Source organism: Aeromicrobium sp. 50.2.37 (assembly GCF_024655735.1).
Taxonomy (GTDB): Bacteria; Actinomycetota; Actinomycetes; order Propionibacteriales; family Nocardioidaceae; genus Aeromicrobium.
The window spans coordinates 1-22,199 of record NZ_JANLGG010000040.1 but is presented as its reverse complement, the minus strand read 5'-3'; the positions used below and the strand labels follow the sequence as shown (position 1 = coordinate 22,199).

19 protein-coding genes and 3 rRNA genes are annotated in these 22,199 nt (G+C 68.7%); 17 read left to right on the top strand and 5 right to left on the bottom strand.

Features of this window, described 5'->3' with window-relative positions:
* The 3 genes from NUV38_RS16115 to NUV38_RS16105 form a co-directional block, all read left to right on the top strand.
* Window positions 1-1,388 (top strand): Pls/PosA family non-ribosomal peptide synthetase (locus NUV38_RS16115; RefSeq protein WP_374627496.1); only part of this gene is annotated, 1,388 nt, incomplete at its 5' end.
* Entirely contained in the window at window positions 1,385-2,698 is a 1,314-nt protein-coding gene (locus tag NUV38_RS16110) for a M1 family metallopeptidase (RefSeq protein WP_257730089.1), read from the top strand. The genes NUV38_RS16115 and NUV38_RS16110, both read left to right, overlap by 4 nt.
* Entirely contained in the window at window positions 2,695-3,270 is a 576-nt protein-coding gene (locus NUV38_RS16105; protein ID WP_257730088.1) for a DNA-3-methyladenine glycosylase, read from the top strand. The genes NUV38_RS16110 and NUV38_RS16105 overlap by 4 nt, the downstream gene beginning before the upstream one ends.
* 31 nt (window positions 3,271-3,301) lie before the next feature.
* Here the strand turns inward: NUV38_RS16105 and NUV38_RS16100 are convergent, their stop codons facing one another.
* From NUV38_RS16100 to NUV38_RS16090, 3 genes are all read right to left on the bottom strand, one after another.
* Window positions 3,302-3,433 (bottom strand): hypothetical protein, encoded by a 132-nt coding sequence (locus NUV38_RS16100; protein WP_257730087.1) that lies wholly within the window; start codon window positions 3,431-3,433, stop codon window positions 3,302-3,304.
* Window positions 3,434-3,527: 94 nt separating this feature from the next.
* Window positions 3,528-4,193 carry a response regulator gene (locus NUV38_RS16095; protein WP_257730086.1) on the bottom strand — a complete coding sequence of 222 codons (666 nt, stop codon included), beginning with the start codon at window positions 4,191-4,193 and terminating at the stop codon, window positions 3,528-3,530.
* On the bottom strand, window positions 4,190-5,746 hold the full coding sequence (locus NUV38_RS16090) for an ATP-binding protein (RefSeq protein ID WP_257730085.1): 1,557 nt from the start codon (window positions 5,744-5,746) through the stop codon (window positions 4,190-4,192). The genes NUV38_RS16095 and NUV38_RS16090 overlap by 4 nt, the downstream gene beginning before the upstream one ends.
* A 112-nt stretch (window positions 5,747-5,858) precedes the next feature.
* Here NUV38_RS16090 and NUV38_RS16085 point away from each other — a divergent pair, with 112 nt between their 5' ends.
* Genes NUV38_RS16085 through NUV38_RS16070 form a run of 4 tightly spaced genes read left to right on the top strand, consistent with a single transcriptional unit; the run spans window position 5,859 to window position 9,278 of the window.
* Window positions 5,859-6,878: a tripartite tricarboxylate transporter substrate binding protein gene (locus NUV38_RS16085; protein WP_257730084.1), complete on the top strand. Its 1,020-nt coding sequence runs from the start codon at window positions 5,859-5,861 to the stop codon at window positions 6,876-6,878.
* On the top strand, window positions 6,875-7,399 hold the full coding sequence (locus NUV38_RS16080) for a tripartite tricarboxylate transporter TctB family protein (RefSeq protein ID WP_257730083.1): 525 nt from the start codon (window positions 6,875-6,877) through the stop codon (window positions 7,397-7,399). Before NUV38_RS16085 ends, NUV38_RS16080 begins: the two co-directional genes overlap by 4 nt.
* Complete coding sequence (locus tag NUV38_RS16075; protein WP_257730082.1) at window positions 7,399-8,898, top strand: tripartite tricarboxylate transporter permease; 1,500 nt, start codon at window positions 7,399-7,401, stop codon at window positions 8,896-8,898. The genes NUV38_RS16080 and NUV38_RS16075 overlap by 1 nt, the downstream gene beginning before the upstream one ends.
* Window positions 8,895-9,278 (top strand): universal stress protein, encoded by a 384-nt coding sequence (locus NUV38_RS16070; RefSeq protein WP_257730081.1) that lies wholly within the window; start codon window positions 8,895-8,897, stop codon window positions 9,276-9,278. Before NUV38_RS16075 ends, NUV38_RS16070 begins: the two co-directional genes overlap by 4 nt.
* A 221-nt stretch (window positions 9,279-9,499) precedes the next feature.
* Here NUV38_RS16070 and NUV38_RS16065 read toward each other — a convergent pair whose 3' ends face one another.
* Entirely contained in the window at window positions 9,500-10,147 is a 648-nt protein-coding gene (locus NUV38_RS16065) for a DsbA family protein (protein WP_257730080.1), read from the bottom strand.
* A gap of 36 nt (window positions 10,148-10,183) precedes the next feature.
* Window positions 10,184-10,756, bottom strand: coding sequence for a hypothetical protein (locus NUV38_RS16060; protein ID WP_257730079.1), 573 nt, complete (start codon window positions 10,754-10,756; stop codon window positions 10,184-10,186).
* Between the two features lie 68 nt (window positions 10,757-10,824).
* On the opposite strand from NUV38_RS16060, the gene tyrS reads away from it, so the two are divergent.
* The 10 genes from tyrS to NUV38_RS16010 form a co-directional block, all read left to right on the top strand.
* Entirely contained in the window at window positions 10,825-12,135 is a 1,311-nt protein-coding gene (gene tyrS, locus NUV38_RS16055) for a tyrosine--tRNA ligase (protein ID WP_374627487.1), read from the top strand.
* A gap of 480 nt (window positions 12,136-12,615) precedes the next feature.
* A 16S ribosomal RNA gene (locus tag NUV38_RS16050) occupies window positions 12,616-14,134 on the top strand.
* Window positions 14,135-14,469: 335 nt separating this feature from the next.
* Window positions 14,470-17,577 (top strand): 23S ribosomal RNA (locus NUV38_RS16045).
* Between the two features lie 104 nt (window positions 17,578-17,681).
* Window positions 17,682-17,798 (top strand): 5S ribosomal RNA (gene rrf / locus NUV38_RS16040).
* The 16S, 23S and 5S rRNA genes sit together here, the layout of an rRNA operon.
* Before the next feature lie 377 nt (window positions 17,799-18,175).
* Window positions 18,176-18,811 (top strand): tetratricopeptide repeat protein, encoded by a 636-nt coding sequence (locus NUV38_RS16035; RefSeq protein WP_257730077.1) that lies wholly within the window; start codon window positions 18,176-18,178, stop codon window positions 18,809-18,811.
* 126 nt (window positions 18,812-18,937) lie between these two features.
* Window positions 18,938-19,282, top strand: coding sequence for a single-stranded DNA-binding protein (locus NUV38_RS16030; protein WP_257730076.1), 345 nt, complete (start codon window positions 18,938-18,940; stop codon window positions 19,280-19,282).
* Window positions 19,283-19,291: 9 nt separating this feature from the next.
* Window positions 19,292-20,302 (top strand): HAD-IIA family hydrolase, encoded by a 1,011-nt coding sequence (locus NUV38_RS16025; protein WP_257730075.1) that lies wholly within the window; start codon window positions 19,292-19,294, stop codon window positions 20,300-20,302.
* Window positions 20,303-20,306: 4 nt separating this feature from the next.
* Window positions 20,307-20,570 carry a hypothetical protein gene (locus tag NUV38_RS16020; RefSeq protein ID WP_257730074.1) on the top strand — a complete coding sequence of 88 codons (264 nt, stop codon included), beginning with the start codon at window positions 20,307-20,309 and terminating at the stop codon, window positions 20,568-20,570.
* Window positions 20,567-21,406 (top strand): TlyA family RNA methyltransferase, encoded by an 840-nt coding sequence (locus NUV38_RS16015; protein ID WP_257730073.1) that lies wholly within the window; start codon window positions 20,567-20,569, stop codon window positions 21,404-21,406. Before NUV38_RS16020 ends, NUV38_RS16015 begins: the two co-directional genes overlap by 4 nt.
* Window positions 21,403-22,199: NAD kinase (locus NUV38_RS16010; protein WP_257730072.1), on the top strand; the 797-nt coding region annotated here is incomplete at its 3' end. The genes NUV38_RS16015 and NUV38_RS16010, both read left to right, overlap by 4 nt.

Sequence of the window (22,199 nt, the reverse complement as noted above, 5' to 3'; positions counted from 1 at the left end):
GCGCGGCCTTGTCGGCCGTGCCGGTGGTCGCGGTCGGGCTCACCGCCGTCGCCGTCGTGGGTGCGGCCTGGACGGTCGCCGGCCGGCCGGACGGCCTGGGTGCGGCGCTCACGCAGCTCGCCCTGCTGCTCCCGCTCGTGGCGGTGCTGTCCCTCCCGGTGCTGGCCGGACTCGTGTGGGCCGTCGTCAGGCTGGCCTCGCGCGGGGTCGTCGCGGGGGTGCACCCGATCCACGGCCGAGCCGCGTGGAGCGCCTGGACGGTGCTGCGTGTGCTGGACAGTGCCCGCGAGTGGCTGTTCCCGCTGTACTCGAGCAGCCTGACCCCGGCGTGGCTGCGAGCGCTCGGCGCCGACGTCGGTCGCGACGTCGAGGCCTCGACGGTCCTCCTGCTGCCGACGCTCACGTCGGTCGGTGACGGTGCCTTCCTCGCCGACGACACGATGCTCGGCATGTACGAGCTGGGAGGCGGCTGGCTGCGCGTCGAGCAGGTCAAGGTCGGCCGGCGTGCGTTCGTCGGCAACTCCGGCATGGCCGCGCCCGGCCGGAAGGTCCCCGCCCGCGGTCTCGTGGCGGTGCTGTCGGCGGCACCGCGACGCACGAAGGCGAAGAAGGGGTCCTCCTGGCTCGGGAGCCCGCCCACGAAGCTGCGGCGGGTCGTCGGCGACGTCGACGAGGGCCGCACCTACGAACCGGGCCGACGTCTGCGCGTCGCGCGGGGCGCCCTCGAGCTCTGCCGCGTGCTGGCCGTCGTGGCGTCGGCCGCTCTCGGCCTCTTTGCCGCCGCTGCCCTCCTGCTCGTGGCCGACACCGCGGGCTGGTGGACGGCCGCGCTGGTGGCCGGTCCGGTGCTGCTGGTCGTGGGCCTCGTCGCGGCTGCCGTGGCGACGGCGGCCAAGTGGATCCTGGTGGGCCGCGTCCGGGCCACCGAGCACCCGCTCTGGAGCGGGTTCGTGTGGCGCAACGAGCTGGCCGACACGTTCGTGGAGGTCGTCGCCGCGCCGTGGTTCTGCCGGTGGGCACTCGGGACGGCGGTGCTGCCGTGGTGGCTGCGGAGCCTCGGCGCGCGGGTCGGCCGAGGTGTCTGGTGCGAGACGTACTGGTGGCCCGAGCCCGACCTGGTGACGGTCGGCGACGGTGCGACGGTCAACCGGGGGTGCGTGGTGCAGACCCACCTCTTCCATGATCGGATACTCAGCATGGACGAGGTGCGGCTGGACGCAGGGGCCACGCTCGGCCCCCACGGCGTGGTGCTTCCGGCGGCGCGGATCGGGCGCCACGCCCGCGTCGGGCCGGGATCGCTGGTGATGCGCGGTGAGCACGTCCCGGCCGGGACCAGCTGGGTCGGCAACCCGATCGGGCCCTGGACCGACGCGACGGCACCCGCGTGAAGCGCGGCTCCGGCGACGCATCCGTCGACGAGCGCTACGTCCCGCACCACGGCGACCCGACGTACACGGTCACGCACTACGACCTCGTGGTCGACTACGTGCCCGAGTCCAACCGCCTCACCGGCACCGCCGTCCTCCAGGTCCGGGCCGTGGAGCCGCTGCGGCGGCTGCGTCTCGACCTCAACGACCTGCGCGTGCAGAAGGTGCTGGTCGACGGCGCCCGCGCCAAGCACCGGCAGCACCGGGCCTGGGTGTCCGTCGAGGTCGGCCGCGAGCTGGCCGCGGGCGAGGAGGCCGAGGTGCTCGTCGCCTACGGCGGCCGGCCGCACCCCATGCGCGGCCTCGACGGCGACGCCGGCTGGGAGGAGCTGGAGGAGGGCTCGATCGTGGCGTCGCAGCCGCACGGCGCGCCCTCGTGGTTCCCGTGCAACGACCTGCCGTCGGTCAAGGCGCCGTTCCGGATGGAGCTCTCGGTGCCGCAGGCCTTCAGCGTCGTCGCCAACGGCCTGCCGGGCGAGACCCGCCGCACCGCCGGTCGAACGATCCAGGTCTTCGACCAGCCCGAGCCCATGGCCACCTACCTCGCCACCGTGCACGTGGGCGACTTCGTCCAGGTCGACCAAGCCACGTCGCCGGTGCCCGTGGGCATCGTCGTCCCGCCCGACCGCCGCGAGCAGGCCGTGGCAGCGCTCGCCGACCAGCCCTCGATGGTGGCCTACTTCCACGAGGTCTTCGGGCCGTACCCCTTCGGCCGCTACCTCGCGGTGGTGACGCCCGACGACCTCGAGATCCCGCTCGAGGCGCAGGGGCTCTCGATCTTCGGGCCGAACCTGCTGCACGACGGCTGGGACGCCCAACGGCTCATCGCGCACGAGCTGGCCCACCAGTGGTTCGGCAACAGCGTCACCCTCGGCCACTGGAACGACATCTGGCTGCACGAGGGCTTCGCCTGCTACGCCGAGTGGCTGTGGTCGGAGGAGTCCGGGCGCGAGAGCGCCGACGAGCAGGCCGCGCACCACCACGCGAAGCTCGCCGTGAAGGACCAGGACCTCCTGCTCGCCGACCCGGGGCCGGACCTCATGTTCGACGACCGGGTCTACAAGCGCGGCGCACTCGCCCTGCACGCCCTGCGCAGAACGGTCGGCGACGACGCGTTCTTCGACGTCCTGCGCACCTGGACGGACCGGTTCCGGTACTCCAACGCCACCACGGCCGATCTCGAGCAGGTCGTCACCGACGTCACCGGCTCGCCTCGCACCGACCTGTTCGACGCCTGGGTGAGAGGCACCGACCTCCCGGACCTGCCGTGAGCGGCACGGACGACGTCGCCGCACGGGCCGTGGGCCTGCTGGGACGCGAGCTCCACGGGCACGACGTGACGGTGCGCATCACCGAGGTCGAGGCCTACGGGGGCGTGCTGGACCCCGCGTCGCACGCCTACACCCGGACGGAGCGTTCGGAGATCATGTACGGCCCGCCTTGGCGGCTCTACGTCTACCGCTCCTACGGGATCCACTGGTGCGCGAACGTCGTGACCGGTCCGACGGAGCAGGCCGCCGCGGTGCTGGTGCGGGCCGGCGAGGTCGTCCACGGCGCGGACGTGGCGAGACGGCGGCGGGGCGAGGTGGCCGATCAGCTGCTCGCCCGCGGACCGGGGAACCTGGCCCGGGCCCTGGGCATCAGCGCCGCGGACCTGGGCAGCGACCTGCTCGACCCGACCGCGGGCGTGCACCTGGGGCCGGAGCGCGGCGCCGAGCTCGACGTGGCGCGGGGGCCACGGGTGGGCGTGGCGAAGGCGGCCGACGTGCCGTGGCGGTTCTGGATCGCGGGGGATCCGACGGTCTCCGCGTATCGACGTTCCCCGCGCGCCCCACGTCCGTGACCGGAGTCGACGCCGCCGGGCCTGGCTCTCGTCAGTGATCGAGGCGCTCGAGCAGCCGGTCGAGGGCGACGAAGGCCCCGACGAAGATCGCGCTGACGACGGACCAGCCGGCGTGCGGACGCGCGACGACCTGCGTCCGGGGGAGCGTGGCGACGGGCTGCATGTGGTGAAGCCTGCCACAGGTCCCCGGCATCCGGAAGGATAAGGGCCCGATTGGTCCGGGCCGAAGGTCCCACGCACGACCGCTCGACCAGACGTCAGGCCCGCCGGTAGCGGCGCTCCGGCCGACCGGCACCGCCGTAGCGCAACCTCACCTGCGCCTGGCCCGTGCCGACGAAGTGCTCGAGGTAGCGACGGGCGGTGACGCGGGCGAGCCCCAGCCGCTCGGCCGCGTCGGTCGCGGACAGGTCGTCGCTCCCGTCGAGCAGTCCCTCCACGAGTCGGGCCGTCTCGCGGCTCAGGCCCTTGGGCAGCGGGGCCGCACCCGAGGAGGCGCGCGCCGCGCCGAAGGCCCGATCGATCGCCTCCTGGTCGGTCTCCCCGTCGCCGAGAGCGCGCAGGGCGCCGCGCACACGGTGCAGGCGCTCCACGAGGTCCTGCTGCTCGAACGGCTTGACCACGTACTGCATGGCACCACCGGCGAGCGCGGCTCGCACCGTGTCGGCGTCCCGCTCGGCGGTCACCATGACGACCCCGGCGCGACTGCCGTCCTCGCGCAGCCGCGCCAGCACCTCGAGTCCGCCCAGGTCGGGGAGGTGGACGTCGAGCAGCACCAGGTCGGGGTCCAGGTCCGCGGCGAGCCGCAACGCCTCCTGGCCGTTGGCGGCGACGCCCACCACCTCGAATCCGTCCGTCAGCTCCACGAACCGGGCGTGCAGGCGGGCCACCATGAAGTCGTCGTCGACGACGAGGACCGACGTCACGAGGACTCCCAGGGCAGCACCACGCGGAACAGGCTAGGCCGCGTCTCGTCGATCGTCACGGACCCGCCCCGTCGCTCGCACAGCAGCCGCACCAGCGCGAGGCCGATCCCGCGACCGCCGAGGACCTCCGGCTTCGTCGAGAACCCTCGGACGAACACGGTCTCGCGCAGGTCGCGGGGGACCCCGTCGCCGGAGTCCTCGACCTCGATCACGAGCGCGGTGTCGTCCGCGCGCGCGTCGAGCCGGACACGGGCGTGGGTCCGGCCCCGACAGGCGTCGATGGCGTTGTCGACCAGGTTGCCCAGGATCGTCGTCGTGTCGGCCGAGAGGTCGGGTGGCAGCGGCGGGACCTCGCAGTCCGGCGCGATCTCGAGCAGCACGCCCGCCTCGTCGGCCTGGCTGCTCTTGGCGATCAGCAGCGCGGCCGTCGCCGGGTCCTCGACGTGGTCGGCGACGTCGCTCTCGCGGTCGGCGCGGACGCCGACGATGCGGGTCACCAGCGCCCGCGCCTCGTCCGGCTCGTCCAGCTCTAGGAGTCCGGAGATCGTGTGGAGCTGGTTCGCGAACTCGTGCGTCTGGGCACGCAGTGCGTCCGTGATCGACAGGTTGGAGCCCAGCTGCTGCTGCACCGCCACGAGCTCGGTGCGGTCGCGCATCGTCACGACGCTGCCGACCCCCTCGTCACGGGTCGCCGCGCGACGTCGGTTCAGCACCAGGACGCGCTGGCCGGTGACCACCACGAGGTCGCTGGCGTCGGCGGGATCGACGAGCAGCTGTGCGAGGTGCGGCTCGAGCCCGAGGTCGCCCACCGAGCGACCGAGGGAGGCGTCGTGCAGCCCGAGCAGCTCCAGAGCCGCGTCGTTGACCATGGTCACCCTGCCGGCCGGGTCGAGACCGAGGACACCCTCGCGGATGCTGTGCAGCAGGGCCTGGCGGTGGTCGGCGAGCCGCGCGAAGTCGCGGGTCCCGAGTCCGCGCGTGCGACGACGGACGATGCGGGAGACGGCCCAGGACCCCAGGATGCCGAGGCCGGCGCCCACGCCGAGGAACAGCGCGAGGTCCGGTGCCGCGTTGCTGGCCCGTTGCCAGGAGGAGGGGTACGTCTGCTCGACCAGCACGGCTCCGGCGAACGTGCCCCGGTCGTCGAGGACGGGTGCGTGCCCGGTGAGCACGCGGGCGCTACCGGTCGTCACCGCGCCGGTCCAGCCGCGCCCCTCCAGCACCCGGCTGTCGCCCAGCTCGGCGGCCGTCCCGACGAGCGCCGGACGGGTGGAGGCCACCACGTCTCCCCGTGCGTCGACCACGGAGGCCACGTCGGCACCGGAGAGCGAGACCGCCCGGTCGACGGCCGGGGCGAGCTCACGCGCGGCGTCGGTCGACCCGATCCGGTCGCGCACGACTGCCACGTTGGCGAGGTACTCCGCCGCGGACCGCAGCCGCGCCCCGCGGTCGTCCTCGAAGGACCGGGTGGCCTGCTGGAAGGAGAGCACGCCGACGATCACCAGCACGAGCGCGACGACGGCGAGCTGGAGGACGAGGAACTGACCGGCCAACGTACGTCGACCCGGTCGCGGCGACCACAACGAACACAACCTCCTTTGCGCACCCAATCGTGACGCAGGCCACGTCAGCGGCCATGCTCGGGGCGACCCACCAGGAGGTGTGATGGCCGACACAGGTCAGCGACGACCCGCACGTCGCTCCCGCACGACCCGCACGGCGACCGTCGTGGCGCTCGTCCTCGCGCTCGCCGCGACGCTCGGTGCCTGCGGCGTGACCCGCGGCGGCGACGACCCCGACAACCGTCGCCTGCGCATGATGATCCCGAACAGCCCCGGTGGTGGCTACGACCTCACCGGCCGTGCCGCGACGCAGGTGATGGAGCAGGAGGACCTCACCGGTCGCTTCGAGATCACCAACGTCATCGGCGCCGGCGGGACGGTCGCCATGCAGCGGCTGCTCAACGAGCGCGGCGCCGAGGACCTCGTGATGCTCATGGGCCTGGGCGTCGTCGGCGCCACGTACACGAACGAGTCGGCGGCACGGGTGTCCGACGCCACGCCGATCGCCAAGGTCGTCGAGGAGCAGGAGGGCCTGCTGGTCCCCGCCGACTCGCCCTTCGAGACGGTCGACGACTTCGTCGAGGCCTGGAAGGCCGACCCGCGCTCGGTCACCATCGGTGGCGGCTCGTCGCCCGGCGGCCCCGACCACCTGTTCCCGATGCAGCTCGCGCAGACCGTCGGGATCGACCCGACCGACGTCAACTACATCTCCTACGACGGCGGCGGTCCGCTCACGACGGCGCTGCTGGGCGAGAAGATCCAGGTCGGCACGTCCGGCCTCGGCGAGTTCCAGGGCCAGATCGACGACGGGTCGCTGCGGGTGCTCGCCGTCTCCGGTGAGCAGCGACTCGCGGGCGTGGACGCCCCGACCCTCACGGAGGCCGGCATCGACTTCGTCTTCACGAACTGGCGCGGCGTCCTCGCCCCGCCCGGCATCGACGACGAGACCCGGGCGTACCTGACCGACCTCCTCACGGAGATGCACGACACGCCCGAGTGGCGTGAGGCGCTGAAGCGCAACGGATGGATCGACGCCTTCGCCACAGGCAAGGAGTTCGAGACCTTCCTGAAGGAGCAGGACGAGCGCGTCGAGTCGACGCTGAAGGAGCTGGGGCTGTCATGACCACCACTCACGAGACGACCGCGGTCCCCGAGGGCCCGCGCGTCGTCGATCGTGCCCAGTACGGGCTGGCGGCCTTCCTGGCCGTCGTCGGCGTCGTGATCGTCGTCGACGCCACCGGGCTGCGGCCCGGGTTCGCCGACCAGCCCGTCCAACCGTCCTTCCTGCCCTACGTCGTGGGCACCGCGCTCGTCGTGCTCGCCGTCGCCCTCGCCGTGGCGACGAGCCGCGGCTCGGTCGCCGAGCCCGAGGGTGGCGAGGACATCGACCTGACCGAGCCGAGCGACTGGGCGACCGTGGCGAAGCTGGCCGGGGTCTTCGTGGCCAACGTCCTGCTGGTCGACGTGCTCGGCTGGGCGATCACCGGCGCGATGCTGTTCGCCGGCTGCGCCTGGGCGCTGGGCAGCCGTACGGTCCTGAAGGACGTCGCGATCGGCGCCGCCCTGTCGCTCCTCACCTGGTACGGGTTCTACGTGGGCCTCGGCCTGCCGATCCCGGCCGGCATCCTGGACGGGGTGCTCTGATGGAGCTCTTCATGGACGGGCTCGCGAACGCCCTGACGCCCGAGAACCTGCTCTACGCCGTCATCGGCGTGCTGCTCGGCACGATGGTCGGCGTGCTGCCGGGCATCGGTCCGGCGATGACCTTGGCCCTGCTCTTCCCGATCACGTACACCGTGCCGGTCGACAGTGCGCTCATCATGTTCGCCGGCATCTACTACGGCGGCATGTACGGCGGCTCCACGACGTCGATCCTGCTCAACACGCCGGGGGAGTCCTCCTCGGTGGTCACGGCGATCGAGGGCAACCAGATGGCGAAGCGGGGACGGGCCGCCCAGGCGCTCGCGACCGCCGCGATCGGGTCGTTCGTCGCAGGCACGATCGCCACGGCACTGCTCGTGCTGTTCGCTCCGAAGGTGTCCTCCCTGGTCGTCGACCTGGGGGCCCCCTCCTACTTCGCGATCCTGCTGCTCGCCCTTCTCGCCGTCTCGGCGGTGCTCGGATCCTCCAAGATGCGCGGCTTCATCGCCCTGTTCCTGGGACTCGCGATCGCGCTCATCGGCAGCTCGACCGGGCAGGCACGACTCACGTTCGGCAGCCCCCTGCTCGCCGACGGCATCGACGTCGTGGTGGTGGCCGTCGCCATCTTCGCCATCGGCGAGGCCCTGTGGGTCGCGGCGCACCTGCGTCGTCGCCCGCTCCAGGTGATCCCTGTCGGGCGCCCCTGGATGGACCGCAAGGACTGGGGCCGCTCCTGGAAGCCCTGGCTGCGCGGCACGGCGTTCGGCTTCCCGTTCGGCGCCCTGCCCGCCGGTGGCGCCGAGGTGCCGACCTTCCTGTCCTACATCACCGAGCGCAAGCTCTCGAAGCACCCGGAGGAGTTCGGCAAGGGCGCCATCGAGGGCGTGGCCGGCCCGGAGGCCGCGAACAACGCCTCGGCGGCCGGCACCATGGTCCCGCTGCTCGCGATCGGCCTGCCCACCACGGCGACGGCCGCGATCATGCTGAACGCCATCCAGTCCTACGGCATCCAGCCCGGACCGCAGCTGTTCGACAACGAGCCAGGTCTGGTCTGGACGCTGCTGGCCAGCCTCTTCGTCGCCAACACGCTGCTGCTCGTGCTGAACCTGCCGCTCGCCCCGGTGTGGGCGAGACTGCTGCGCGTCCCGCGGCCCTACCTGTACGCCGGGATCCTGTTCTTCGCGTCCCTCGGCGCCTACAGCGTCAGCTTCCAGCCGTTCGACCTCGGCCTGCTGCTGCTCCTGGGCTTCCTGGGCGTGGCGATGCGCCGGTTCGGGCTGCCCGTGCTGCCGCTCATCGTCGGGGTGATCCTCGGTCCGTCGCTGGAGAACCAGCTCACGCAGGCCCTGGCCCTCTCCGGCGGCGAGGTGTCGACGCTGTGGAGCGAGCCCGTCGCGAAGGTCGTCTACGGGGTGCTGGCGCTCGCGCTGGTGGCGCTGGCGGCCTCGGCCGTCCGCGGGCGGTCGCGGTCCAACGAGGAGAAGCAGGAGGTGTCGGCATGAGTGCAGTGGTGGTGGCCTACAGCCCGGACCAGTACGGCGAGGCGGCTCTCGAGGCCGGCGTCGAGGAGGCGCGCCGGCGCGAGGTCGCGCTGGTCGTCGTGAACGCGACGCGGGGCGACGCCTACGTCGACCCGCACTTCGCCGACGCCGACACCGTCGCCCGCCTACGTGAACGGGTGGGCCGGGTGGAGGTACTCCAGGAGGTCGTGTCCGACGTCGGAGGCGAAGTGGTCCGGGTCGCCGACGAGCGCGACGCGGAGCTCGTGGTGGTCGGGATCCGGCACCGCTCCCCGGTGGGCAAGGCCCTGATGGGCAGCGTGTCGCAGCGGATCCTGCTCGACGCGCGGTGCCCGGTGCTGGCGGTCAAGCCGCGCGACTGAGCCGTCGGTCCGAGTGTGCGGTCGGGGGCGCCGGAGGTCCGGCGCCCTCGTGCTCACCTGGCTGGAGACGGTCCTGGTCGCGGCCCGGACGGCTCGGCGTGCGCACGCGGCGCCCTGGAGTCACTCGTGCGGCGGGTCGGCCACGGGGGCGTCCGGCAGGGCGCACACGCCGTCCTCGCAGGTCGCCGCGTCGTCGGCACCCACCATCTCCAGCGGCCCGCTCACGCCGAGCCCTCCGCCGCCTGGCGCAGGGCGCCGAGGAGGACCTCGGGGTCCTGGGCGCCGGAGACGCCGAGCCGGTCGTCGAGCACGAAGAAGGGGACGCCCCGGATGCCGAGCTCGAGGGCACGCTGCTGGTCCGCGCGGACGTCGTCGAGGTGGGCGCCGCTCTCCAGGGCCGTCACGACCTCGTCGCGGTCCAGCCCGACCTCCGCCGCCAGGTCGGCCAGGTCGCCGACCCGACCCACGTGGCGGCCCTCGACGAAGTAGGCGGCGAGCAGCCGCTCCTTCATGGCGGCCTGCTGGCCGTGGGACCGGGCGAGGTGCAGGAGCTGGTGCGCCAGGACCGTGTTCGTGTGCTGCAGGGCGGCGAAGTCGTAGGCGAGACCCTCGTCGGCGGCCACGACCGTCATCTGGTCGAGCATGGTCACGACCTGGTCGCGTGGCATCCCCTTGTGCCGCGCGAGGAAGTCGACCTCGTCGCCCTCGAAGTCCACGGGGGTCTCGGGGGAGAGCTCGAAGCTGCGGTAGGTCACCGACACGTCGCCGCCCTCGGCGCGGAAGCGCTCGACGGCCTGCTCGAATCGGCGCTTCCCGACGTAGCACCAGGGGCACGCCACGTCGGACCAGATCTGCACGTCCACGGTCATGGACGCGTCAACGTCGTGGGCGCGCCAGGTGTTCCGTCACCAGATCGATCGCAGTGGCTCGACCCGGTCCATCAGCCAGGCGATCGCGAACGACACCACGAGGGTCACGACGACGGCCACCGGGATGCCGATCACGGGCGGGTCCTGGTACAGACGGCCCGTCGGTCCCTCGGTGCGCACCACGTTCAGGACGAGGACGAGCAGGTTCGGGTCGTCGTAGCCCACGGCTCGCACGGCATGCTGGCGCCACACGGCCAGCACCACCCAGACGAAGCCCACGAGCGCCACACCGGCAGGCACGACGGCGGGGACACGGGGCGCGTGGTGACGGAGCAGGAGGCCGAGGCCGAACAGCGCCCGATCGGCGAGATTCAGCAGGACGAAGGAGCGCTCCGGCGCCAGGAGCAGCGGCGCGGAGATCATGAAGAAGCAGCTCACGGCGAGACGTCCGACCGAGTCGTAGACGTTCGCCGCGTCGACGTCGGAGAAGAACGCGGTCTGCTCGCCCGCTCGAGGGCCGATGACGCCTGCTCCACCGTGGAGCACGACGACGCCGATGGTGGCGAGGACCCGCAGGCGGTCGAAGGAGTGGACGCGTTCCTGAGCCATGGCGGCGGGTGTCCCACGGGCGGCCCGGGGCGGACGCGGGTGTGGGCGACGACGACGACCCGGGGACAATGGGCGCGGACCCATTCGTTCGACCTCCCAGGAGCTGTTCCGTGACCACTGCCGGAGGATCCGTCCTCGACGACCTGATCGCCCGCGGCCTCGTGGCGCACTCGACCGACCTCGAGGCGCTGCGAGCCGAGATGGACGCCGGTCCGATCGTCTACTACGTCGGGTTCGACCCCACGGCGCCGAGCCTGCACGTGGGCAACCTCCTGCAGGTCCTCACCGCTCGGCGACTCCAGCGAGCCGGCCACCGGCCGATCCTGCTCGTCGGCGGCTCGACCGGTCTCATCGGAGATCCCAAGGAGGCGGGGGAGCGGGTCATGAACCCCCGCGAGACGGTGGCCGGGTGGGTCGAGCGCATCCGCGAGCAGGTGAGCCGCTTCGTCGACCTCGACGGTGAGCGCGGAGCGATCCTCGTCAACAACCTCGACTGGACCGAGTCCCTCGGGACGATCGACTTCCTGCGCGACGTCGGCAAGCACTTCCCGGTCAACCGGATGCTCGCGCGCGACGTCGTGAGCAGCCGGCTCGAGAGCGGCATCAGCTACACCGAGTTCAGCTACGTCCTCCTGCAGTCGCTGGACTACCTCGAGCTGTTCCGCCGGCACGGTTGCGTGCTCCAGACCGGAGGCAGCGACCAGTGGGGCAACATCACGGCCGGGGTGGAGCTGGTGCGGCGGTCCGAGGGTCGACGCGTGCATGCCGTGGCGACGCCGCTCATCACGAAGGCCGATGGAACCAAGTTCGGCAAGACCGAGAGCGGCACGGTCTGGTTGGACCGCGAGCTCATGAGCCCCTACGCCTTCTACCAGTCCTGGATCCAGGCCGAGGACGCCAAGGTGGGGGAGTACCTGCGGCAGTTCACGTTCCTGGACCTCGAGGAGATCGCGTCGCTCGAGGCCGAGCACGCCGAGCGACCGGGGCTGCGGCTGGCGCAGCGTCGACTCGCGGCCGAGGTGACCGCGCTGGTTCACGGCCCTGACGAGGTGGCGGCCGCCGAGCTGGCCTCGACGGCCCTGTTCGGCCGGGGCGAGCTCGCCGACCTGCCCGAGCACACCCTGGCCGCGGCCCTGGGGGAAGCGGGCGTCGTGGAGCACGACCCGTCGGACACGGTGACGGACGCGCTCCTGGCCGCGGGACTGGTCGAGTCGCGCTCGGCCGCTCGCCGCGCCGTCGCCGACGGCGGTGCCTACGTCAACAACGAGCGCGTCACCGACCCCGAGCAGGCCCTCGGCGAGCTGTCCACCGTGCACGGCTCGTGGCTCGTCCTGCGACGCGGAAAGCGCCAGATTGCAGGCGTGAAGCTGCGCGGATGAGCGACGTGGCCCTCGTCACACGGCGCCGATTTGACCCGTCGAGACGCGTCTTTGTACGGTTCTCATGTTGCACCGCACGACGGGGAGCAAGGCCGACAGGCCGGGCGCCCGGGGCGAAGCAGCCGCTCGAACCGAAACGGTCAACGCCAGGGCATCACCGCCCGGAAACTGGCCGCCGACAACGGAGAGCGAGTGGCACGTCCCGGGTTTGACCCGCGGTTCGGGGCCATGTAAGTTAGACGAGTTGCCCCGGTGGGGCAGGCCCGCACGGGCCGAACCATCGGTGTGCGTCTGATCCTTGAGAACTCAACAGTGTGCCAAAAGTCGACGAGATAATCAGTAGTAACCCTCGTCTGTGGTGTCGGGGCCCAAGTGGTCTTGATGCTGTGGCGAGTTTTGAAATTCCGACAATTGACTGTCAGCAGTCAGTTCTCAGGAATCAAACCGAGTAGTGATGTAGCCCGTTTTTCGGGTGCATTTTCAACGGAGAGTTTGATCCTGGCTCAGGACGAACGCTGGCGGCGTGCTTAACACATGCAAGTCGAGCGGTAAGGCCACTTCGGTGGTACACGAGCGGCGAACGGGTGAGTAACACGTGAGCAACCTGCCCTTCTCTTTGGAATAAGCGTTGGAAACGACGTCTAATGCCGAATATGACCTCTTTTCGCATGATTTGAGGTGGAAAGCTCCGGCGGAGAGGGATGGGCTCGCGGCCTATCAGCTAGTTGGTGTGGGTAATGGCCCACCAAGGCGACGACGGGTAGCCGGCCTGAGAGGGTGACCGGCCACACTGGGACTGAGACACGGCCCAGACTCCTACGGGAGGCAGCAGTGGGGAATATTGGACAATGGGCGAAAGCCTGATCCAGCAACGCCGCGTGAGGGATGACGGCCTTCGGGTTGTAAACCTCTTTCAGCGGGGACGAAGCGAAAGTGACGGTACCCGCAGAAGAAGGACCGGCCAACTACGTGCCAGCAGCCGCGGTAATACGTAGGGTCCGAGCGTTGTCCGGAATTATTGGGCGTAAAGGGCTCGTAGGCGGTCTGTCGCGTCGGGAGTGAAAACTCAGGGCTCAACCCTGAGCGTGCTTCCGATACGGGCAGACTAGAGGTATGCAGGGGAGAACGGAATTCCTGGTGTAGCGGTGGAATGCGCAGATATCAGGAGGAACACCGGTGGCGAAGGCGGTTCTCTGGGCATTACCTGACGCTGAGGAGCGAAAGCATGGGGAGCGAACAGGATTAGATACCCTGGTAGTCCATGCCGTAAACGTTGGGCGCTAGGTGTGGGGACCTTCCACGGTCTCCGTGCCGCAGCTAACGCATTAAGCGCCCCGCCTGGGGAGTACGGCCGCAAGGCTAAAACTCAAAGGAATTGACGGGGGCCCGCACAAGCGGCGGAGCATGCTGATTAATTCGATGCAACGCGAAGAACCTTACCTGGGTTTGACATATACCGGAAAGCTGCAGAGATGTAGCCCCCCTTGTGGTCGGTATACAGGTGGTGCATGGCTGTCGTCAGCTCGTGTCGTGAGATGTTGGGTTAAGTCCCGCAACGAGCGCAACCCTCGTCCTATGTTGCCAGCACGTTATGGTGGGGACTCATAGGAGACTGCCGGGGTCAACTCGGAGGAAGGTGGGGATGACGTCAAGTCTTCATGCCCCTTATGTCCAGGGCTTCAAGCATGCTACAATGGCCGGTACAAAGGGCTGCGAAGCCGTAAGGTGGAGCGAATCCCAAAAAGCCGGTCTCAGTTCGGATTGGGGTCTGCAACTCGACCCCATGAAGTCGGAGTCGCTAGTAATCGCAGATCAGCAACGCTGCGGTGAATACGTTCCCGGGCCTTGTACACACCGCCCGTCACGTCATGAAAGTCGGCAACACCCGAAGCCGGTGGCCCAACCCTTGTGGAGGGAGCCGTCGAAGGTGGGGCTGGCGATTGGGACGAAGTCGTAACAAGGTAGCCGTACCGGAAGGTGCGGCTGGATCACCTCCTTTCTAAGGAGCATTTGGCTTGCCGGTTTTGCCGGTGGGTCCATTGCACTGTTCGCAGGCGAATGTTCTGCGCAGTGCAGCTCACTAGTGGACGTCGACTATTTGGCCGGTTGTGGATCGATCGTCGTCAGTACATCTCTTTCGGGAGAACGGAACCTCGACGTGAGGACGCAGCTTGGCTTGGCGCACTGTTGGGTCCTGAGGGATCAGGCTTCGGCTTGACCTCTTGGACCGCACATCCCGATGAACCATCCGCGTAGAGCGGGTAGGCGTCGGATCTCGTGTGGGACCGAACGTATCTTGAGAACTTCACAGTGGACGCGAGCATCTTGTAGCAACAACAAGCTACTAAGTGCACATGGTGGATGCCTTGGCATCGAGAGCCGATGAAGGACGTTGGAGTCTGCGAAAAGCCCCGGGAAGGTGACAACCGACCTGTGATCCGGGGATGTCCGAATGGGGAAACCCACCTGGAGGAAAGTCCAGGTACCTCTGCCTGAACACATAGGGCAGCTGGAGGGAACGCGGGGAAGTGAAACATCTCAGTACCCGCAGGAAGAGAAAACAACCGTGATTCCGGAAGTAGTGGCGAGCGAAACCGGATGAGGCTAAACCTCAGTGATGTGATAGCCGGCAGGCGTTGTCACTGGGGGGTCGTGGGGCCGCAATGCTGGTTCTGCCGAATCAGCGAAGAGTCATAAACCATGAGTGAAGACGAAGCCGACTGGAAAGTCGTGGCGTAGAGGGTGAGACCCCCGTAGTCGTAAGCTCATGGCTCTTTTGCGTTACCCCGAGTAACACCGAACCCCTGAAATTCGGTGTGAATCTAGCGGGACCACCCGTTAAGCCTAAATACTCCTCGATGACCGATAGCGGACTAGTACCGTGAGGGAAAGGTGAAAAGTACCCCGGGAGGGGAGTGAAAGAGTACCTGAAACCATGTGCATACAATCCGTTGGAGCTCTTCCTTGTGAAGGGTGACAGCGTGCCTTTTGAAGAATGAGCCTGCGAGTTAGCGTGGTGTAGCGAGGTTAAGGCGAGGGCCGTAGCCGTAGCGAAAGCGAGTCCGAATAGGGCGTTTGAGTTGCACCATCTAGACCCGAAGCGGAGTGATCTATCCATGGGCAGGTTGAAGCGCGGGTAAGACCGCGTGGAGGACCGAACCCACCTAGGTTAAAAACTGGGGGGATGACCTGTGGATAGGGGTGAAAGGCCAATCAAACTCCGTGATAGCTGGTTCTCCCCGAAATGCATTTAGGTGCAGCGTTGCGTGTTTCTTGCCGGAGGTAGAGCACTGGATGGGCTAGGGGGCCTACAAGCTTACTGAACTCAGCCAAACTCCGAATGCCGGTAAGTGAGAGCGCAGCAGTGAGACTGCGGGGGATAAGCTCCGTAGTCGAGAGGGAAACAGCCCAGACCATCAGCTAAGGTCCCAAAGAGATTGCTAAGTGGAAAAGGATGTGAAGTCGCAGAGACAACCAGGAGGTTGGCTTAGAAGCAGCCACCCTTGAAAGAGTGCGTAATAGCTCACTGGTCAAGTGATTTCGCGCCGACAATTTAGCGGGGCTCAAGCAATCCACCGAAGCTATGGCATTCGTACATGTACCCGGCCCTTTGGGGTCCAGGTGTGCGGATGGGTAGGGGAGCGTCGTGTGGCGAGCGAAGCGGCGGGGTGACCCAGCCGTGGACGCCACACGAGTGAGAATGCAGGCATGAGTAGCGAATGAGGAGTGAGAAACTCCTCCACCGAATGACCAAGGGTTCCAGGGTCAAGCTAATCTTCCCTGGGTAAGTCGGGACCTAAGGCGAGGCCGACAGGCGTAGTCGATGGACAACGGGCTGATATTCCCGTACCGGCACTGAAGCGACCCTGCTGAATCCAGTGATGCTAAGTGCCCGAAACCAGTCTCCAGCTCCTTCGGGAGCATTGATTGGCAGAGCGCATGACCCGAACTGGTACTAGGCAAGCAATGGTGTGACGCAGGAAGGTAGCTCAACCGCGGCGATGGTAGACCGCGGCCAAGGTCGTAGGGCGAACGGTAGGCAAATCCGCCGTTCATGTGCCTGAGAGCTGATGGGGAGACGATTTAGTCGAAGTGAGTGATCCTATGCTGCCGAGAAAAGCATCTAGCGATGTTTCAGAGCCGCCCGTACCCCAAACCGACTCAGGTGGTCAGGTAGAGAATACTAAGGTGATCGAGTGAATCATGGTTAAGGAACTCGGCAAAATGCCCCCGTAACTTCGGGAGAAGGGGGGCCGGATTCGTGAGTGGACTTGCTCCACGAAGCGTTGAAGGCCGCAGAGACCAGGCCCAAGCGACTGTTTACTAAAAACACAGGTCCGTGCTAAGTCGAAAGACGCCGTATACGGACTGACTCCTGCCCGGTGCTGGAAGGTTAAGGGGACGTGTTAGCGCAAGCGAAGCACAGAACTTAAGCCCCAGTAAACGGCGGTGGTAACTATAACCATCCTAAGGTAGCGAAATTCCTTGTCGGGTAAGTTCCGACCTGCACGAATGGAGTAACGACTTGGGCGCTGTCTCAACCATGAACTCGGCGAAATTGCACTACGAGTAAAGATGCTCGTTACGCGCGGCAGGACGGAAAGACCCCGGGACCTTTACTATAGTTTGGTATTGGTGTTTGGTTCAATTTGTGTAGGATAGGTGGGAGACTGTGAAGCCCGGACGCCAGTTCGGGTGGAGTCATCGTTGAAATACCACTCTGATTGAACTAGATATCTAACCTAGGTCCATTATCTGGATCAGGGACAGTGCCTGATGGGTAGTTTAACTGGGGCGGTTGCCTCCTAAAATGTAACGGAGGCGCCCAAAGGTTCCCTCAGCCTGGTTGGCAATCAGGTTTCGAGTGTAAGTGCACAAGGGAGCTTGACTGTGAGACTGACAAGTCGAGCAGGGACGAAAGTCGGGACTAGTGATCCGGCGCTGGCATGTGGAAGCGGCGTCGCTCAACGGATAAAAGGTACCCCGGGGATAACAGGCTGATCTTCCCCAAGAGTCCATATCGACGGGATGGTTTGGCACCTCGATGTCGGCTCGTCGCATCCTGGGGCCGTAGCAGGTCCCAAGGGTTGGGCTGTTCGCCCATTAAAGCGGCACGCGAGCTGGGTTTAGAACGTCGTGAGACAGTTCGGTCCCTATCCGCCGCGCGCGTAGGAAACTTGAGAAAGGCTGTCCCTAGTACGAGAGGACCGGGATGGACGAACCTCTGGTGTGCCAGTTGTTCTGCCAAGAGCACGGCTGGTTGGCTACGTTCGGAAGTGATAACCGCTGAAAGCATCTAAGCGGGAAGCACGTTTCAAGATGAGGTTTCCCACTGGTTTATCCAGGTAAGGCCCCCAGCAGACCACTGGGTTGATAGGCCGGAAGTAGAAGTGCAGCAATGCATGGAGCTGACCGGTACTAATAGGCCGAGGGCTTGTTTCTTACAAGATTTGCGCGTCCACTGTGAGGTTCCCGAGATATGAGTCGGGAACCAGTCACTGCCCCCGCCGGGGTGATGACAGGTTTGATTGATATCTCCATAGAGTTTCGGCGGCCATGGCGAAGGGGAAATACCCGGTGACATTCCGAACCCGGAAGTCAAGCCCTTCAGCGCCGATGGTACTGCGTGGGAGACTGCGTGGGAGAGTAGGACGCCGCCGGACAATCATTAGCGCGAGGCCGCCCCCCGCCCCGCCCCCCCCCCCCTCGCTGCATTTCAGCAGGAGTCGGAATGAGTGAGCAGAAGGGCCCCCGTGGTGGGGGCGCAGGTCGTGGAGACGGCCGACGTGGATCGACCGGTGGTCGAGGCGGATCGAGCGGTCGGTCGGGCTCGGGCGGCCGTGGTCGTGACGAGAGCCCCCGTGGTGGGCGTCCCGGACAGGGGCGTTCGGACGGAGGGCGGCGAGGCGACGGTGGAGGGCGCCCGGAGCGTCGTGACACCCGGGGTCGACCCGGGACGGGCGGCACCGGCCGTCGTCCCGAGCGCGAGGAGCGCACGGTCGACCAGGTCGTCTACGACGGTCCGCCGATCCCGGACGACGTGTCGGCGAAGGACCTGGACCGGTACGCCCGCGACCAGCTGCAGAACCTGCCAGCGAAGCTCGCCGACCGGGTCGCGCGTCACCTCGTGATGGCGGGTCTGCTCGTCAGCACCGATCCGGAGACGGCCTACAAGCACGCCCTCGCGGCGCGGGCCCGAGCGCAGCGCAACGGCCTCGTCCGCGAGGCGTGCGGCGAGACGGCGTACGCGGCCGGCAAGTTCGCCGAGGCGCTGTCGGAGCTGCGCGCTGCTCGGCGCATGAACGGACAGCTGCTCTACGCGCCCATGATGGCCGACTGCGAGCGTGCCCTGGGACGACCGGAGAAGGCTCTGGCCTACGACACCCCGGACATCCGGGCCGCGCTGGACGACGCCGGCGGGGTGGAGCTGACGATCGTGGTCGCGGGCGCCCGACGCGACCTGGGTCAGGTCGACGCTGCGATCCGTCTGCTCGAGACCGAGTCGCTGAACAGCAAGAACCGCTCCGAGTGGGTCGCTCGCCTGCGCTACGCGTACGCGGACACGCTCCTGGCGGCCGGCCGTCAGGAGGAGGCCGTCGAGTGGTTCCACCGGGTGGTGGCGGTCGACGGCAACAAGATCACCGATGCCGAGGAGCGCCTCTCCGCGCTGTCGTGACCACCGCGCGCGAGCGCACTGCAGGGCCGGGCCGTCGTCCACAGGGACGATGCGCCCGGCCCTTCGTCGTCCACAGGGCACGCCGCGTGGCTGGGCTCGCGACGTCGACACGGCCACGCTGGGAGGATGACTGAACCACAGCACCACAACCAGGTGGCCCTGACCGGCCGGGTGTCGGGGACCCCGGAGGCACGCACGCTGCCGAGTGGCGACGAGATCGTCACCTTCCGTCTCGTCGTCCGTCGTACGAGGCCGCGGCGCGGCACGGCCCGGTCGGCGCAGACCGTCGACACCATCGAGTGCGTGGCCTGGACGTCGCGCCTGCGTCGGACCTGCGCGCGGCTGCCGGACGGCGCGATCGTCTCGGTCACGGGCGAGCTGCGTCGCCGGTTCCAGCGCGCGTCCGGCAGCGCCCAGAGCTGGTACGCCGTCGAGCTGACCACGTGCTCCCGGTCGCCGACGGCTCAGTAGGCTCGTCCCATGCCGCTCCAGAGCACCGACGTCCCGCTCTGCGACCTGCACGACGTCGTGATGCTCGACCTCGACGGGGTGGTCTACGTGGGTCCCGACGCGGTCGACGGTGCTGCCTCGGCCCTGCAGTCGGCCGTCGAGCGTGGCCTCCGCCCGGCCTACCTGACGAACAACGCGTCCCGGCCGGCCACGGTGGTGGCCGACCACCTGCGACGGATCGGCATGCCAGTCCCGGACGACGCCGACGTGGTCACGTCCGCACAGGCGGTGGCCCGGCTCATGGCCGCCGACCTCGCGCCAGGAGCACGGGTCCACGTGGTCGGTGGCCCCGGGCTGAGGGAGTCGCTGGAGGCCGAGGGTCTGGTGCCGGTCGACGGTCCCGACGGCGAGCCGGTCGCCGTCGTCCAGGGGTTCCACCCCGACATCGGCTGGTCGGACCTCGCGGAGGTCGCCTACGCGGTGGGCCGCGGCCTGCCGTGGTACGCGAGCAACCGTGACCTCAGCATCCCCACGCCGCGTGGCACCGCGCCGGGCAACGGCTCGCTCGTGCAGGCGGTCGCCAACGCGACCGGCCTCGAACCGGTCGTCGCCGGCAAGCCCGAGCGGCCCCTGTTCGACGAGACGGTCCGGCGGACGGGGGCACGTCGACCGCTCATGGTCGGCGACCGGATCGACACCGACATCGACGGCGCCACGGCGCTCGACATCCCTTCCCTCGCCGTGCTCACGGGGGTCAGCGACCTCCAGGAGATCGCCGACCTCGCCCCGCGGCGTCGTCCCGCCTACGTGGCGACCGACCTGCGGGGTCTCGTGGAGACCCACGAGCACGTGGCCGTCGACGGCGACGTGGCGCGGTGCGGTGGAGCCGTGGCCCGACTCGAGGGCGACGTGATCCGGCTGACCGACGGCGACCCCGACGAGACCGCGTCGGTCCGCGCGCTCCTCGGGCTCGCCTGGGCGACGCGCGACACCCGAGGGAGCGACGCCGACCTCCGACTCGCCGACGGTCTGGGAGGATGACGAGGTGAGCGAGCACAGCGACCGGCCGACCGTCGCGTCCGAGGCCGACCAGGCACCCGACGTCGATCCCGCCGGCGATCCGGTGGCGGACTTCGTCGCGCGGGCCCGCGAGGCGTGCTCCGGCCACCCCGAGCTCCTCGAGCAGCTGGACCACCTCGACCGGCTCGACGAGGTCGAGCTGCCACGCCGGCCCGAGGTGCTCGACGCCGCGCACCGCACGCTGCGCGAGGTGCTCGCCGGTGCGGGACGGCCGGACCCGCGATCGTGACCCGCCGCGTCCGGCTCGACTCCGAGCTCGTGCGACGCGGCCTGGCCCGCTCCCGGGACCACGCGGCGCAGCTGATCGAGGACGGCCGCGTGCGCGTCGCTGGTCAGCGTGCCACGAAGCCGGCCACGCAGGTGGGCACGGACCAGCCTGTCGTGGTGAAGGACGGCGACGACGCCGGCTGGGCCTCCCGCGGAGCCCACAAGCTCCTGGGCGCGCTCGCGGTCTTCGAGCCTCAGGGGCTGCGGCTCGAAGGTCGCCGGTGCCTGGACGCTGGTGCCTCCACCGGCGGCTTCACCGACGTCCTCCTGCGACGTGGCGTCCGGGAGGTCGTGGCGGTCGACGTCGGCTACGGCCAGCTGATCTGGAGGCTGCGGGACGACTCACGGGTCCAGGTGCACGACCGCACCAACGTGCGCGCCCTGACCCGCGACGACATCGACGGCCCCGTCGACGTGGTCGTGTCGGACCTGTCGTTCATCTCCCTTACCGTGGTCATGCCCGCGCTGACCGCCGTGTGCGACGAGAAGGGTGACATCGTGCTGATGATCAAGCCGCAGTTCGAGGTCGGACGCGGGAACCTGGGCAAGAACGGCGTCGTCCGCGACCCGGACCTGCACGCCGACGCGGTGCTGCGCGTGAGCGCCTCGGCACGCGAGCAGGGGTGGGGCACCCAAGGGCTCGCCGCGAGCCCGCTGCCCGGTCCGGCCGGCAACGTCGAGTACTTCTGCTGGCTGCGGCACGACCCCGATGCCTCTGAGCCCGCACGCTCCGACGTGATGGACGTGATCGCCGCCGGGCCGCTCGGCTCCCGTCCCGGCGACGAGGTCGACGCATGAGCGAGCGCCGCATCCTGCTCATCGTGCACACCGCCCGCGCAGAGGCCACCTCGCTCGCGGCCCGGTTGGCGACCGACCTGCGAGGGGCTGGGCTCGCCGTCTGCGTGCTGGACTCCGACCTCGACGAGCTGCAGGCCGCCGGGATCGGGGAGGTCGGGGTGATCGCGGCCACCGAGGGCGCGGCGGCCGGGTGCGAGCTCGCGATCGTCCTGGGCGGTGACGGCACCATCCTGCGCGCCACCGAGATCTGCCGTGGCACCCTCACGCCCGTCCTGGGCGTGAACCTGGGCCACGTGGGCTTCCTGGCCGAGGCCGACGTCGAGGACCTCCAGGCCGTGGTCCAAGGCGTCGTCGAGCGGTCCTACCGGGTCGAGGAACGGCTGACGGTGGAGGTCGAGGTCACGGTCGGGGGCGAGGTCGTCGCCACGAACTGGGCCCTCAACGAGGCCACCGTCGAGAAGGCCTCCCGGGAGCGCATGCTCGAGCTGGTCGTGGAGATCGACGACCGACCGGTCTCCCGGTGGGGGTGCGACGGCGTGGTCTGTGCGACCCCGACCGGCTCGACCGCCTACAACTTCAGCGCCGGGGGCCCCATCGTGTGGCCCGAGGTGGAGGCACTGCTGCTCGTGCCGATCAGCGCCCACGCCCTCTTCGCCCGCCCGCTCGTCGTCTCACCCGCCTCGACCCTGGCGATCGAGGTCGTGGGGGAGACCACCGCGGGGGTGCTGTGGTGCGACGGCCGCCGCGCCGCCGACCTGCCGCAGGGCGCTCGGGTCGAGGTCCGCCGCAGCGG

Excerpts from the sequence above, each read along its gene's own strand:
- NUV38_RS16060 (WP_257730079.1), bottom strand. The coding sequence starts at position 10,756 with ATGGCTCAGGAACGCGTCCACTCCTTCGACCGCCTGCGGGTCCTCGCC.
- NUV38_RS16075 (WP_257730082.1), top strand. The coding sequence starts at position 7,399 with ATGGAGCTCTTCATGGACGGGCTCGCGAACGCCCTGACGCCCGAGAAC.
- NUV38_RS16085 (WP_257730084.1), top strand. The coding sequence starts at position 5,859 with ATGGCCGACACAGGTCAGCGACGACCCGCACGTCGCTCCCGCACGACC.
- NUV38_RS16030 (WP_257730076.1), top strand. The coding sequence starts at position 18,938 with ATGACTGAACCACAGCACCACAACCAGGTGGCCCTGACCGGCCGGGTG.
- NUV38_RS16065 (WP_257730080.1), bottom strand. The coding sequence starts at position 10,147 with ATGACCGTGGACGTGCAGATCTGGTCCGACGTGGCGTGCCCCTGGTGC.
- tyrS (WP_374627487.1), top strand. The coding sequence starts at position 10,825 with ATGGGCGCGGACCCATTCGTTCGACCTCCCAGGAGCTGTTCCGTGACC.
- NUV38_RS16080 (WP_257730083.1), top strand. The coding sequence starts at position 6,875 with ATGACCACCACTCACGAGACGACCGCGGTCCCCGAGGGCCCGCGCGTC.
- NUV38_RS16025 (WP_257730075.1), top strand. The coding sequence starts at position 19,292 with ATGCCGCTCCAGAGCACCGACGTCCCGCTCTGCGACCTGCACGACGTC.
- NUV38_RS16070 (WP_257730081.1), top strand. The coding sequence starts at position 8,895 with ATGAGTGCAGTGGTGGTGGCCTACAGCCCGGACCAGTACGGCGAGGCG.
- NUV38_RS16100 (WP_257730087.1), bottom strand. The coding sequence starts at position 3,433 with ATGCAGCCCGTCGCCACGCTCCCCCGGACGCAGGTCGTCGCGCGTCCG.